Genomic DNA, 13,204 nt, shown 5'->3' on the forward strand with positions numbered 1-13,204 from the left:
CTCGCCGAGGACGCCGGCGACCAACTCCAGGAGACGACGCGCGCGCTGTTCACGGTCCCCCCGAAGCTCGACAGCACCCTCGACACGGTCAACCGCGGCGACCTCTCGGTGAACGTGACGCTGGAGGACGAGACGAAGGTGCTCGACAAGCTGGCGATGCGGATCGCCTACTCCGTCCTGCTGGCCGTGGGGGTGCTCTCGGCGACCATCCTCTACTCGTTCGCGGACGCCTGGCGGCTCGCGCTGGTGGTGCTCGCGCTGTCGGCCCCGCTCGCGGTCGCGCTCTATCGCTCGTTCCGCAAGCGGCGCGGGATCCGCGCGAAGCCGCAGTTCACCAGACAGAGCATGCGGCAGCGCCGCGAGGACTGAGGGAGCTGCTTCCGTCAGCCCCTCTCCCCGACCGCGAACCCCGCCGGTTATGAGGGCTCCCACCGACCCACGCGTATGCTCATCACCGGCGCCGAGTTGGCGGACGGGCGCGTGCGCGACGTACGGGTCCGCGACGGCGAGTTCCTCGCGGTCGAGTCGGGGATCGAACCCGAGGCGGGCGAGCGCGTCGTCGACGCGCGCGGGCGGACGATGCTTCCGGGTGCGGTCGACGTGCACGTCCACTTCCGCGAGCCCGGCGGCTCGCACAAGGAGACGTGGACCACCGGCTCGCGGGCGGCGGCCGCGGGCGGCGTCACCACGGTGGTCGACCAGCCGAACACCTCGCCGCCGACCGTCGACGGCGACGCCTTCGCGGAGAAGGCGGCGCTCGCCGACGGGAACGCGCTCGTCGATTACGGTCTCAACGGCGGCGTTACCGCGGAGTGGGACCCCGACGCGCTGTTCGACGCGCCCCTGCTCGCGCTCGGCGAGGTGTTCCTCGCGGACTCGACCGGCGAGATGGGGATCGACGCCGACCTGTTTGCGGAGGCGGTCGCGGCCGCCGCCGAGCACGATGTGCCCGTGACGGTTCACGCGGAGGACGCGACGCTGTTCGACGACGAGGCGATGGAAGGGGACCTCGGCGGGATCGGTCGCGCGGCGGACGCCGACCGCTGGTCGGCCTACCGCACGGCCACCGCGGAGGCGGTCGCTGTCGAGCGCGCGATCGAGACCGGTATCGAGGCGGGCGGCCGGATCCACGTCGCCCACACCTCCACGCCGGAGGGGATCGACGCCGTCGCCGAGGCGGCCGCCGACGGTGCCCCCGTCACCTGCGAGGTGACGCCGCACCACCTCTTCCTCTCGCGGGCGGACGCCGGTCGGCTCGGTACCTACGGCCGCATGAACCCCCCGCTACGCTCGACGGAGCGCCGACAGGCCGTCTTCGAGCGCCTGCGTGACGGCACCGTCGACGTGGTCGCGACCGACCACGCGCCCCACACGGTCGCGGAGAAGGAGCAGGGGCTCGCGGCGGCCCCGAGCGGCGTCCCCGGCGTCGAGACGATGCTCCCGCTCCTGCTGGCGTCCGTTCGTCAGGGCGACCTGCCGCTGGAGCGCGTCCGCGACGTGACCGCCGCGAACCCGGCCGCGATCTTCGGACTCGACCGCAAGGGCCGGATCGAGGCGGGCCGCGACGCCGACTTCGTCCTCGTGGACCTAGCGACCAGCCGCGAGATCGAGGCGGGCGCGCTCCACTCGAAGGCGAGGTGGACGCCCTTCGAGGGCTGGCGCGGCGTTTTCCCGGAGCTCACCGTCCGCCGCGGTGACGTCGTCTACGAACGCGACCCGGTGACCGGCTCCGAGTCGTTCGGCGCGGCAGAGGGGCGGAACGTTCGCGAGCGATAAGCGGGGTACGGGTGTGGAACCGTGTTTGGCTCGCTTGTTGCCGATCCTCCTGATCAGGACTGGAACTGCTCGAAAGCTCCAGCCGGCTCTCCCTCCTACTGATCTGGATCTGCTGTAGATCCTGCTGTGTGGGCCAGCAACACCCAGAAAGCCCCAGCCGGCTCGACCGGCCGCGACACGCTCTGCGCTCCTCGCTCTCCGCACCGCTCGCTGCGGTGCTTGAGGCGCCGGGGCCGGGTCGAGCCGGCTGCCCCTTTCAGTCCCACCCACCGCAACCGCTCCGCCCCGCACAGCACCGCAGCCTCGCACCTCCCCAGCCTCGGCGACGGCGCGGCCGCGAAACCGCACCGCAGGCGGCCGCGCCGCCGCCTCCCTCGCGCGGTCGCGGCGACCCCGAAGTGGGTCGCCGCGGCGCGCGCCGACCGCACAGCACCGCAACGAGCAGGCAAGCTTTTCTCACCAAGCGGGCAGATTTCTCGACCGACGCCTCAGAGGTCGTGCGTCTCGCCGTCGACGGCCAGCGGCTCCGCGAACGCCTCGTCGGCCGGGTAGAAGTGCGCGAGGTGGACGAGCCGCGTCTCGTCGGCGTTCAGGTCCTCGCCGAGCGCGAGCGCCCCCTCCCGCGTCATGTGCTTCGTGCCGAACGTCCGGGGGACGCCGTCGGGGCCCTCGTGGCGCCCTCCGAGGGGGTGGTGGTCGCACAGCGACGCCGGGACGATGGCGTCCGCCAGCAGGAGGTCGGGGTCCGCGAGCGCCTCGCGGGACGCGTCGGGAACGTCGTAGCTCGTGTCGCCCGACAGCGAGAGCTTCGCGCCCGTCTCGGGGTCCTCGATCGCGAGCCCGTAACAGCGCAGCGGCGGGTGGTCGACCGGGACGAACGTGAGCTCGAGCCCGCACGCTTCGAACGGTTCGAGGGGGGGCCGCGCGTGGACGCCGATGCGGTCCTCCAGGTAGTCGTACTTCCGACGGATCGTCTCCGCGACGCTCTCGTCGGTCGCGGGGTCGGTCTCGTCAGGGGCGTGGACCGGGAGCCCGTCGAAGACGCGGTAGACGTTCCCCAGCCCGTCGAGGTGGTCGAAGTGGATGTGGGTGACGACGCCCGCGTCCGGCAGCGGCACGTCGTTGTCAAGGAACTGCCCCCGGAAGTCCGGACTGAAGTCGACCAGCAGCGACTTCCCCGCGCGTTCGTTCTCGACGTGAACGGAGAACCGGGAGCGGGAGACGCCGCGCTCGCGGGCGGCGACACAGGTGTCGCAGTCGCACCCGACCGTGGGCGTCCCGGTCGTGTCGCCCGTGCCGAGGAGCGTGACCCGCATACGCTGGGTCCGAGGACGCGCTGGCTCTTAGTGTCGGGGGTCGCGGCGACCGCGGACCGAGGCCGCCGCGGTCACGAACGGCCCGACTACACCACCCGGTTCGCGTACCCCTCGCCGCGCGCCTGCCGTCGGAGGCTCTCGGCGACGATGGCGCCCACGCGCTCCCCGTACTCGCGGTGCGCGGCCGCGGCGTGGGGCGTGACGATCACCTCCTCGCGGTCCCACAGCGGGGACGACTCGGGGAGCGGCTCCTCCGCGAACACGTCGAGCGCGGCGCCGCGAATACCGGAGCCGGCCGCGTCACCCGCCCCGGCGTCGGCCGCGTCACCATCCCCGGCGTCGTCGGCGTTCCCCTTCCCGGCGCCGTCCCCTCGTTCCAGCGCCGCGACCAGCGCCTCCTGATCGACCACGCCGCCGCGAGCGACGTTGATCAGGTACGCGTCCGACCGCATCGCCGCGAACTCGTCGGCGCCGATCAGCCCCTCGGTCGCGGGCGTCAGCGGCACCGCGAGCGCGACGAACCGCGCGTCCCTGACCGCGTCGTGGAGCCGGTCGCTCGGGTACACCTCGTTCACCCCCTCCACGGGCGTCGGCGTGCGCTTGACGCCGACCACGTCCATTCCGAGCGCGTCCGCGCGGGCGGCGATACCGCGGCCGAGCCCCCCGAGCCCGACGACGCAGATCCGCTCACCGCGGAGCGAGAAGGGCTCGTCGTGGGCGGGCCACGACCACTCGCGGTCGCCCTGCCGGTCGCGGTAGACGTGGAGCCGGCGCGCGAACGCGAGCATGTAGCCCGCCACCGTGTCCCCTATCGAGTCGCCGTGGATACCGTTGGAGTTCGTGAGCGCGACCCCTTCTCGCTCGAAGCGGTCGAAGGGGAACCGGTCGACCCCCGACTGCACCGAGTGGACCCATTCCAGGTCCGCCTCGAGGAACGCCGCGTCGTACGCGAACGTCACCAGCGCGTCGCAGTCGGCGAGCGGGACCGACGGCGGAGCGTCGTCGGAACCGTCCCCCGTCTCGTCGCCGTTCTCGCCCGTCGCGTCGATGGAGCCGCCGCCGTACGCGCCCTCCTTCGAGTCGGAGACGACCCCGACCGTCACGTCGAGACCGTCGGCGGCCGCCGCGTCCGCGAGGTACTCACACAGCGCCGCGGGCGGGAACACCGCGTCGACCGAACCGTGTACGCCGAGCGTGTCGACCATACCCACGCTGGGACGACGACCGACATAAAAGGAACCGTGGCGGCGACCGCGGCCCGCCGTCCACGCTGAACCGTGCTCGCGTGATCTACCGCAGGAACTCGATCGCCGCGCCCTGCCCGAAGCCGACACACAGCGTGGCGAGACCGCGCTCCGCGTCGCGCTTCTCCATCTCGTGGAGGAGCGTGACCGGGAGGCGCGCGCCGGAGGCGCCCAGCGGGTGCCCGATGGCGATGGCGCCGCCGTTGACGTTGTAGATCTCCTCGTCGACCCCGAGTTCGCGGCGGGCGTACTCGCACTGGGAGGCGAACGCCTCGTTCAGTTCGACGAGGTCGTAGTCATCGATCGAGGTGCCCGCGCGGTCCAGCAGGCCGCGGGTGGCCGGCACCGGGCCGATCCCCATCACGGTGGGGTCGACGCCGGCGACGTTGTTGGTGCCGATCTCGGCGAGCACGTCGAGGCCGTGGTCCTCGGCGAACGCCTTGCTCGTCACGAGCGTCCCCGCCGCGCCGTCGGAGATCTGCGAGGAGTTGCCCGCGGTGACCGTGCCGTCGCCGGTGAACGCCGCCGGGAGCGACGCGAGCGTCTCCGCGTCCGTGTCCGGGCGGATCCCCTCGTCCTCGGTGACGGTCCCCGCCTCGGTCTCGACCGGGACGATCTCGTCGTCGAACCGCCCCTCCTCGGTGGCCGCGGCCGCGCGCTGGTGGCTCCGAGCGGCGTACTCGTCCTGCGCCTCGCGGCTCACGTCGTACTCCTCGGCGACCTTCTCGGCGGTCATCCCCATCTGGAGTTGGAAGACGTTGTACCGGTCCTGCAGGTCCGGATGGAGGTGCTGGTAGGAGTCGCCGTCCATCGGCACGCGGGACATGTTCTCGACGCCGCCCGCGACGATGCAGTCGCGGTTCCCCGCGGCGACCGCGTCCGCCGCGGAGATGATCGCCTGCATCGAGGAGGCGCACCAGCGGTTGATCGAGGCGGCGGGCACGTTCTCGCCCAGTCGGTCGGACAGGAGGGCGATGACCCGCGCGACGTTGTTGTCCTGCTCGGTGCGTTGCTGGGCGACGCCCCACATGAGGTCGTCGACGTGGTCGCCGTTCAGGCCGGCCTCTTCGAGGATCGTGTCGATGACCGCGACCGAGAGGTCCTCGCCGCGCACGTCCGCGTAGACGCCGCCCTCCTTCCCCTGCGGGGTTCGCCGCGCTGCCGCGATGACCGGTGTGGTCTCGTCGCTCATGGATCCGACGACGTTCGTCACGGTCTTAAACCCGCGTGGAACCCTCGGAAATCCTCTCAGGGTTTGTCGTTTATTCACCGCCGAAGGGACGGCGCCTGCACGCGTCGGTCGCGCGTGCGGCAGCCTGTCGGGGTGCACCCCGGTTCGACGCCCTTAAGCGGCCACCGGACCTACTCTTTCCGGATGAGTGACCCGGCCCTCGACGTGGTCGAGTTCGTCTTGACGACGCACTTCTACACGGAGAACCGCGACCTCGACGAGAACGATCTGCCCCCGCGCTTCCGCCAGGTGTTCTGGAGCGACGGCGCGGACGACGAGCGACCCGGCGGCGTCGAGCGGCCGCTGACGGCGACCAGCGAGAGCACCCGCACCGCGACCGGCGTCGAGCGGCCGTGGGAGGCCGTCTCCGACCAGCTGTTTACCCAGCGCACGGAGTTCTCCGGCGAGATCTCGCTGACCCAACCCGAGATGGCGCTGGAGTGGTACGCCGACCGCGCCGGCGAGGAGCGGATCGCCAGCAACCCGACGCTGGCGGCCGCGCTCGCCGACCACCCGGACCTGACGCCGCCCGTCTCCCGCGAGGACGCCCGCGGCAACATCCGACCCATTCAGGCCGACCGCGTCTGGATCGACGCGCTGCTCGACGAGTACTTCGACGAGGACGAGGACGCGGAGATGCTCGACCTCGTCAACGTCCGCGCCCCCGAGGAGATCGAGACCACCCTCGACGACCTCGTGCTCACGGGCGATCAGGAGGGCGAGATCCAGAAGATCGTCAAGGCGATCGAGCACCGCGAGTACCTCGCGAGCATCGGCCTCCGCGAGATCGGCAAGCTGCTGTTCGTCGGTCCGCCGGGGACCGGCAAGACCACCGTCTCGCGCGCGCTCGCCCACGAGCTCGGGCTCCCGTTCGTCGAGGTGAAGCTCTCGATGATCACCAGCCAGTACCTCGGCGAGACCGCCAAGAACGTCGAGAAGACCTTCGAGGTGGCCAAGCGGCTCTCGCCGTGTATCCTCTTCATCGACGAGTTCGACTCCGTCGCGAAGACGCGCCGCTCCGACGAACACGCCGCGTTGAAGCGCGCGGTCAACACCCTGCTGAAGTCGATCGACGACATCTCCCTCGTCCGCGACGAGGTGCTCCTGATCGGCGCGACCAATCACCCCGACCAGCTCGACGCGGCCGCGTGGCGCCGCTTCGACGAGATCGTCAACTTCCCCAAGCCGGATCAGGGCATGCGCGCGGACATCCTCCGCGTGGTCACCCGCGAGATGGACATCGCGGACTTCGCACCGGAGGAGGTCGCGGACGTGACCGAGGGGCTCACCGGCTCCGACCTCCGGATGGTGCTGCGCGAGGCCGTCCTCGGCGCGCTCACGGAGGACCGCATGACGATCACCCAGGAGGACGTGATGGCGGCCGTCCGCGACTTCGAGGAACGGGACAACCTCAAGAACATGGACATGATCGAGGGCGAGGGCGCCGAGCTGACCGGCGCCGCCTCCGACGGCGGACACTCCCACGACGACGAGGGACACGGCAGCGAGCACGACCACGACCACTGACGACCGAAGCGTGTGGGCCCCCCGCGAAGGGGGACGCTCCCGACGCTCGCCGTTCGCCGCCGTTCCGACACCTGTCAGCCTTCGAAAACGTAGTAGCCTATTTACATCTCAGCGACATAGCGTGTTCCATGTCGGTCCCACCGGGAGGCGGCCCGCTCGAGGTCCTTTTGCTACCACCGGACCGGGAAGGGGTCCTCGACGCTCGAGCGCTCGAGCGGTCGCTCCCGGACGCGAACGTCCGGCTCGCGTCCTCACTCGCGGACGCCGTCTCTCGGTACGACGCCGCGGTGGACTGCGCCGTCTCCGGGTTTCGGGTGCCGGGCGGAACGGCCGTCGACCTGCGCGAGCGGGCGGAGGTCGACGCCGACCGAACGCCGCACATCGTCGTGGTGGAGGCCGAAGACGGCCGCGTCCCGGTCGAGGCGGTCCAGGAGCCGTTCGCGGATCTGGTTCCCGCGGCCGGCGAGGACGACACGACGGCGGCGGTCCGTGAGAGCATCGAGAAGGTGGTCTCGGAGCGTCGGTCCCCGCACCTGGCCGGGGACTGGCCGTCGGACAGGCGAGCGCTGAACGACCGGAAGGCGAGCATTCTGGACCAGTTCTTCACGAAGATCCCGCAGCACCTGTTCGTCAAGGACGCGTCGGCCCGCAACGTCATGATAAGCGAGGCCGCCGTCAGTCGCCGCATCCACCGGCTGAGCGACGACTATCTGGGCAAACGGGACATCGACGGCGTCGTGCCGGTCGAGGAGGCTCGGGAGCCGTACGAGGACGACCTTGCCGTCATCCGAACCGGCGAGCCGATCCTCGAAAAGGAGGAGTACTACCCCACGAGCGACCGGTGGTTCCGCACCTCGAAGGTCCCGTGGGAGGAGGCCGGGGACGTCGTCGGCGTGCTCGGCGCGTCACAGGAGATCACGGAGGAGAAGAAGCGCGAGCGGCAGCTCGAGATCGTCAACCACCACGTCCGACACGCGATGCGGAACGACCTGAACGCCGTCGCGGGGTGGATCGACGTGGTCCGGAACCGCGAGGACGGAGACCGCAACGAGGACGGCGAGGACCGCAACGAGGACGGCGAAGACCGCAACGAGGACGGCGAAGACCGCCAGCGTGACGACGAGATTCTCGACCGCGTCTCCCGGATCACGGAGCGGCTGTGCAACAGGGTGGAGAAACAGCAGGCGATCGTCGACGCGGTCTCGACCGAACCGGAGCCGGCGCCGCGGGATCTCTCCGCGGTCGTCGAGAGCGAGCTTCGAGCGGTCGCCGACGAGTACGAGTCGCTCCGCATCGACGCCGACATCGATCGAGACGTGACCGCGGTCGCGGACGAGGGCGTCGACCAAGTGGTCCGAGAGCTGATCGAAAACGCGGTCCAGCACTCCGAGGGGCGGGTCCCGGAGATCGGCGTCACGCTCCACAGAAACGGGGACCGAGCCGAGATCCACGTACGGGACGACTGCACGGCGATTCCGACCTACGAGCGGGAGATACTGACGGGCGAACGGGAGATCGACCAGCTCAACCATAGCTCGGGGCTCGGCCTCTGGCTGGTCCGGTGGCTCGTCGAGAACTCCGAGGGTCGGGTCGAGTTCGGGCGAACAGATGTCGGGGGGAACGACGTGGCCGTCACGTTCCCGTCCCCGGGGTAGCTCGGCGCGGAGCGCTCAGGCCGACAGGTCGGAGAACTCGGCCGCGGAGGTCCGGGTTCCCTTCGAGATGACCACGTCGCCGGCGCGCAGCGTCGTGTCCAGGTCGGGGCCGACGAGCCACCCCTCGTCCGGGCGCCGGATCGCGAGCACGCTCTGGGAGACGTCCGTCGCCGGGACGCCGGCGACGACCTCTGTGCCCGCCAGCTTGCTTCCTTCGCGGACGGTGACGCGCGTGAGGATCTCGTCGGACTCCTTGACCGCGAGCTCGACGACCGGGTGAACGTCGAGGTCCCGCAGCACGCCCTCCGTGATCTCCAGGGCGGCGTCGGAGATGGTCTCGGTGGCGACGCCGAGGTGGATCAGCCCCCGCAGCGAGACCGGGTCGTCGGCCTCCTTGGCCGCGCGGAGGGTCCACGCTTCGAACCGCGACTGGAGCGCGTCCACCTCCACCTCCAGGTTCGTCACCTCATCGGCCAGCTCCTCGTTGTCGAACAGGACGGAGCCGTACGCCAGATCGACCGCGAGCTCCGAGAGGTTCTTCATCAGCACCACGGAGTCGACCGCGCGCTCGAGGTTCTCCACGTCCGGCTCGGCGGGCTCGGCCGGCTCGTGCGGATCGCCGGTTGTGTGCTTGTAGACGCCGTCTATCGCCTCCTCCGGTCCGCGAAGGATCGTCACGTCGTCGGCGTGCAGCCGCGTCTTCGGGCCGGGATTGAGGATCCAGTCGTCGGCGCGCCGGATGGCGATCACGCGGACGCCCGTCTCCGACTCCAGGTCGATGTCCTGCAGGGTCCGGCCGGCGTACGGAGAGTCCTCGGTGACGGTCGCGCGGACGAGCATCTCGACGGCCTCCGAGAGCGCGCCGCGCATCGCCTCCGGGAGCCCGATCTCCTCGATGACGATCTTCGCGATGTCGCCCGCGGCGTCGGAGACCTTGTCGGCGCCGGCGACGACCCCGAGGACCGGCGCGAGCGCCTCCGCGTCGTCCGGGCTGCGCGCCGCCATCATCAGGCTCATCCGGGCGCGCAACTGGAGCACGTCCATCTTGTTCTCCAGCTTCAGTACCTCGTGTGCGACGTTCGGGCTCTGGTGGAGAACCGCCGAGTAGGAGAGGTCGATGAGCAGCTCCGCGGTGTCTTTCATCTCCACGAGGAGGTCCTTGACACTCGTGGGCTCGTATTCGACCGTCTCCGGGGGCCCGCGCCCCTCGAATCGTCCCATGACCGATACCTCCCCGCGGCGTGGCAAAAGCCTTGCCACGGCCGCTATCGGGCGGTTCCCGGCGGCGACCGCGGGCGGACGGTCGCGGGTCGGCGAGCCCCCTACGAGCCGACCGCCGCGAGCGCCGCCCGACCGCGCTCCGTCGGTCGGTATGCCAGGTCACGGTCGGATTCGTCACCCGGATCGGCCGCCCCGTCACCCGCACCGTCGTCCACACCGTCCACGCGCTCGACGAGATCCAGCAGCGCGAGCCACCCCAGCAGGTCCGCCGTCCGGTCGCGCCAGATGTCCGTCCACTCGGCGGGGTTCTTGTACTCCTCGTAGGTGGGGACCGCGTCCCGCACGCGCTCGAAGACGGCGCCGGCATCGAGCGGCGCTTCGCCGGCGTCGGCGGCGTCGACGAGCGCCCGCAGCGCCTCCGGCGCCAGGCTTACCCGGCGCAGAAACGCGTCCCGGAGGTGGTCCGGGTCGGGCTCGGCGGGCAGGCGCTTGAAGCCGGCGTCCGTTTCGACGGCGAGTTCGAGCGCGCGAAGGAACGTGAGCCACGTCCGCGCCACGTCGCGGGTCTCGTAGCCGCACCGCTGCTGCAGGCGGGCACAGCAGTCGTCCTCGTCGCCGGGGACGAGCGGGACAGCGCGCTGGGCATCCCGGACGGCGTCGAGGTCCGCGGGCGGCGCGGGCAGCAGCTTGAACCGGGCGTCGACCATCGCCGGATCAGGCCTGGCCGAACGACTCGGCGAGCAGTTCCTCGTCGGTCTCGCCGCGGACGTACGTCGGGCCGTTCACCACATCGACGGTGACCTTCGCGGGCGCAAAGACGGTCTCGGGGATCTCGTGGAAGTCGTAGTCGGCGTCCGCGAAGATCTCCGCGAACGGGCGGCCGTACTCCTCGCCGGCCGTGGAGACGACCTCGCCGAAGCGGTCGTCGTCGCGGGCGACCTGCAGGTACACCTCGCCGCCGTACGCGACCGCGTCGTTGGTGCGGCCCATCGCCTCGTCCTCGTCGTAGGTGACCGGCGCCACGGGCGCGCGGCCGGAGGCGGTGAGCACGTCCGTCGGCTCGTAGCCGAGTTCGAGCAGGCGCCACACCGCGAGTTCGGGGGCGCGGGCGGCGGCGGTCACGGAGCCGACGGTGGAGCCGGTGGCGTACGTCGGCAGGAAGACGCCGGAGGGCTCGACGCCCGCCAGGTCGGCGACGTGCTCGGCGACCTCGTCGGTCGGGAGCCGCGTCGACTCGACCGCGAGCGTGGCGAACTCCGACTCGTCGTAGTAGCCGACGCGCTCGAACTCCGTCTCCCGCCCCACGAGTGCGCGGGCGGGGCCGGAGCCGAGCCCGGAGTAGTCCGGGAACTCCAGCTCCCAGCCGGCCTTCTGCGAGCAGAGGAGCGCGATCGCGGGGTGGTCGGTGGTCACCTCGACGTAGGGGCGGGGCGCGCCCGCGACCTCGTCCACCGCGGTCGTCACGTTCGCCAGCCCGGCGGTCTGTATCTCGGTCAGCAGGACGCCGGCCTCGATGCCGCCGTCGGCCTCCACGCCGAAGTCGATGGCCGTCGCCTCGGAGTCGAGGTCGTACGGCGTCACGTTGAGCTCGCCCGCGAAGTCGAGGGCCTCGTCGACCAGCTCGATCGCGGTCCGGTTGATGCTCTCCATACCCCGTCTGGGTCCTCCTCGCGTAAGGGGTTTGTCAGTCGTCGGTGCGGTCGGTCGGGACTCGAACCGACCGAACCGACCTTGTGCGTCCCGCACCGATCCCGACCGTGCACCCCGTCGAGCGCTTCCAGACCGGCCTCCTGATCCTCGCGATGGGGGTCGGGATCGCGCTCGGGCAGCGCGCCGGCCTCGCGGCCGTGGCGGACCGCGCGGTCCTCCCCGCGCTGCTCGGCGTCCTCTTTCTGACCTTCCTCGGCGTCCCCCTCAGGGAGGTCCGCGGCGCGCTGGCGAACCGCCGGTTCGTGGCGACGAGTCTGGGGTTCAACTTCCTGTGGACGCCTCTGCTCGCCGCCGGGCTCGCGACGCTGTTCCTCCGCGACCACCCGGACCTCCGGGTCGGCCTGCTGATGCTGCTGGTGACGCCGTGTACCGACTGGTACCTCGCGTTCACCGATCTGGCGGACGGAAACGTCCCGCTCGCGACCTCGCTTCTCCCCTACAACCTCTTCCTGCAGGTGGCGCTGTTGCCCGTCTACCTCTACGTCTTCGCCGGCGCCGCGGTCGACCTCCCGGTCGCGGCGCTGGTGGAGGCGGTGCTGTTCGTCCTCGTCGGGCCACTCGTCGGCGCGGCGGTCGCGCGGTACGCGGCCGCTCGACTCCGCGGCCGGGAGTGGATCGCGCGCGCCGCCGACCGAACCGGCCCCGCACAGGTGGTCCTGCTCGCGGTCGCGGTCGGGGCGATGTTCGCCTCGCAGGGCGCGCTCCTTCTGGAGCGGCCGCTGGTCCCCGTCCTGATCGGCGCTCCCCTGCTGGCCTTTTTCGCGATCAACTTCCTCGCCGGGACGCTGGTGAGCCACGTGTCGGGGTTCGACTACGAGGACCGGGTCTGTTTCGCCTGCACGACGCTCGCGCGCAACTCCCCCACCGCGCTGGCGGTCGCCGTCGCCGCCTTCCCGAACCGGCCGCTCATCGCGCTCGCGCTGGTCGTCGGCCCGCTCGTCGAGCTGCCGCTGTTGAGCGTGCTGACCAGAGTGCTACGTGCGACGCGCGGGGACGGCTCCACCCCGGCGTCGGCCTGATCACCCTACCGGTCGCGCCGCGCCTCGCGGCCGAGGTGCTCCTCGACCGCGGCGACCTTCTCGTCTGCTGAGGCGTCGACCGTCCGCTTGTCGTCGATCTTCAGGAACGTGGAGACGCGGTCGCCGTCGACGGCCTTGTGAGCCGCGCCGACCGCGGCGAGCAGGGTGTCGATGTCGTCGGCCTCGATGACGGTCCCCATCGGGTTCGTCTCGTAGGCCACGTCGTAGTCGTCGAGCGCGGCCACCGCCTTGGCCACCTCGCCGGACATGCTGTCCTCGATCACCGGTGCGACGCTCAGGAGCGCAACGACGGTCATGGGGGATAATTCGGCCGAGGGCGACATAAATGGCGCCACGGCCCGTCGCGCGCGAGTCAAAAAGTCGGGCTCAGAAGGGCGCTTCCGGCCCTTCGTCCGGCTCCACGGTCGGGTCCGTGTCGGGGGTTTCGAGCCCGTACTCGCGCTCGTAGGCTTCCAGCCCGCCGCGGAGGCTCTCGACGCGGGCG

General features: G+C 71.2%; 11 protein-coding genes and 1 pseudogene. 5 read left to right on the top strand and 7 right to left on the bottom strand.

All coding sequences use genetic code 11. The features are described from left to right. Together AN233_RS08450 and AN233_RS08455 are read left to right on the top strand one after the other, a co-directional pair. A pseudogene (locus tag AN233_RS08450) lies at positions 1-369 on the top strand (AarF/ABC1/UbiB kinase family protein); the annotation flags it as partial. A gap of 75 nt (positions 370-444) precedes the next feature. Next, entirely contained in the window at positions 445-1,776 is a 1,332-nt protein-coding gene (locus AN233_RS08455; protein ID WP_058366348.1) for a dihydroorotase, read from the top strand. A 488-nt stretch (positions 1,777-2,264) separates the two neighbouring features. Here the strand turns inward: AN233_RS08455 and AN233_RS08460 are convergent, their stop codons facing one another. The 3 genes from AN233_RS08460 to AN233_RS08470 all read right to left on the bottom strand — a co-directional run bounded on the left by AN233_RS08460 (position 2,265) and on the right by AN233_RS08470 (position 5,528). Continuing rightward, positions 2,265-3,092, bottom strand: coding sequence for an MBL fold metallo-hydrolase (locus AN233_RS08460; protein WP_058366349.1), 828 nt, complete (start codon positions 3,090-3,092; stop codon positions 2,265-2,267). Between the two features lie 86 nt (positions 3,093-3,178). After that, the gene (locus AN233_RS08465; RefSeq protein ID WP_058366350.1) at positions 3,179-4,297 is read right to left on the bottom strand and encodes a D-2-hydroxyacid dehydrogenase; all 1,119 of its coding nucleotides are present in this window, start codon (positions 4,295-4,297) and stop codon (positions 3,179-3,181) included. A gap of 85 nt (positions 4,298-4,382) precedes the next feature. Continuing rightward, positions 4,383-5,528 carry a thiolase family protein gene (locus AN233_RS08470; protein WP_058366351.1) on the bottom strand — a complete coding sequence of 382 codons (1,146 nt, stop codon included), beginning with the start codon at positions 5,526-5,528 and terminating at the stop codon, positions 4,383-4,385. 183 nt (positions 5,529-5,711) lie between these two features. On the opposite strand from AN233_RS08470, the gene AN233_RS08475 reads away from it, so the two are divergent. Both AN233_RS08475 and AN233_RS08480 read left to right on the top strand, forming a co-directional pair. Beyond that, on the top strand, positions 5,712-7,094 hold the full coding sequence (locus AN233_RS08475) for an ATP-binding protein (protein ID WP_058366352.1): 1,383 nt from the start codon (positions 5,712-5,714) through the stop codon (positions 7,092-7,094). A 128-nt stretch (positions 7,095-7,222) separates the two neighbouring features. Then, positions 7,223-8,749, top strand: a complete 1,527-nt coding sequence (locus tag AN233_RS08480) for a sensor histidine kinase (RefSeq protein WP_058366353.1) — start codon at positions 7,223-7,225, stop codon at positions 8,747-8,749. A gap of 15 nt (positions 8,750-8,764) precedes the next feature. Here the strand turns inward: AN233_RS08480 and AN233_RS08485 are convergent, their stop codons facing one another. The 3 genes from AN233_RS08485 to mch all read right to left on the bottom strand — a co-directional run bounded on the left by AN233_RS08485 (position 8,765) and on the right by mch (position 11,620). Then, complete coding sequence (locus AN233_RS08485; RefSeq protein ID WP_058366354.1) at positions 8,765-9,970, bottom strand: potassium channel family protein; 1,206 nt, start codon at positions 9,968-9,970, stop codon at positions 8,765-8,767. Between the two features lie 101 nt (positions 9,971-10,071). Further along, the gene (locus tag AN233_RS08490) at positions 10,072-10,677 is read right to left on the bottom strand and encodes a hypothetical protein (protein WP_058366355.1); all 606 of its coding nucleotides are present in this window, start codon (positions 10,675-10,677) and stop codon (positions 10,072-10,074) included. A 7-nt stretch (positions 10,678-10,684) separates the two neighbouring features. Beyond that, entirely contained in the window at positions 10,685-11,620 is a 936-nt protein-coding gene (gene mch / locus AN233_RS08495; RefSeq protein ID WP_058366356.1) for a methenyltetrahydromethanopterin cyclohydrolase, read from the bottom strand. A 107-nt stretch (positions 11,621-11,727) separates the two neighbouring features. Between mch and AN233_RS08500 the strand changes: the two genes are divergently transcribed. Then, complete coding sequence (locus AN233_RS08500; RefSeq protein WP_094192413.1) at positions 11,728-12,699, top strand: arsenic resistance protein; 972 nt, start codon at positions 11,728-11,730, stop codon at positions 12,697-12,699. Positions 12,700-12,704: 5 nt separating this feature from the next. Here the strand turns inward: AN233_RS08500 and AN233_RS08505 are convergent, their stop codons facing one another. Continuing rightward, on the bottom strand, positions 12,705-13,016 hold the full coding sequence (locus AN233_RS08505; protein WP_058366357.1) for an MTH1187 family thiamine-binding protein: 312 nt from the start codon (positions 13,014-13,016) through the stop codon (positions 12,705-12,707). Positions 13,017-13,204: the final 188 nt, after the last annotated feature.

The organism is Haloparvum sedimenti (genome assembly GCF_001462205.1).
Lineage (GTDB): Archaea > Halobacteriota > Halobacteria > Halobacteriales > Haloferacaceae > Haloparvum > Haloparvum sedimenti.

Bases quoted from the DNA above. Each gene is read 5' to 3' on its own strand.
- AN233_RS08490 (WP_058366355.1), bottom strand. From the start codon at position 10,677: ATGGTCGACGCCCGGTTCAAGCTGCTGCCCGCGCCGCCCGCGGACCTC.
- AN233_RS08480 (WP_058366353.1), top strand. From the start codon at position 7,223: ATGTCGGTCCCACCGGGAGGCGGCCCGCTCGAGGTCCTTTTGCTACCA.
- AN233_RS08485 (WP_058366354.1), bottom strand. From the start codon at position 9,970: ATGGGACGATTCGAGGGGCGCGGGCCCCCGGAGACGGTCGAATACGAG.
- mch (WP_058366356.1), bottom strand. From the start codon at position 11,620: ATGGAGAGCATCAACCGGACCGCGATCGAGCTGGTCGACGAGGCCCTC.
- AN233_RS08465 (WP_058366350.1), bottom strand. From the start codon at position 4,297: ATGGTCGACACGCTCGGCGTACACGGTTCGGTCGACGCGGTGTTCCCG.
- AN233_RS08505 (WP_058366357.1), bottom strand. From the start codon at position 13,016: ATGACCGTCGTTGCGCTCCTGAGCGTCGCACCGGTGATCGAGGACAGC.
- AN233_RS08460 (WP_058366349.1), bottom strand. From the start codon at position 3,092: ATGCGGGTCACGCTCCTCGGCACGGGCGACACGACCGGGACGCCCACG.
- AN233_RS08455 (WP_058366348.1), top strand. From the start codon at position 445: ATGCTCATCACCGGCGCCGAGTTGGCGGACGGGCGCGTGCGCGACGTA.
- AN233_RS08475 (WP_058366352.1), top strand. From the start codon at position 5,712: ATGAGTGACCCGGCCCTCGACGTGGTCGAGTTCGTCTTGACGACGCAC.
- AN233_RS08470 (WP_058366351.1), bottom strand. From the start codon at position 5,528: ATGAGCGACGAGACCACACCGGTCATCGCGGCAGCGCGGCGAACCCCG.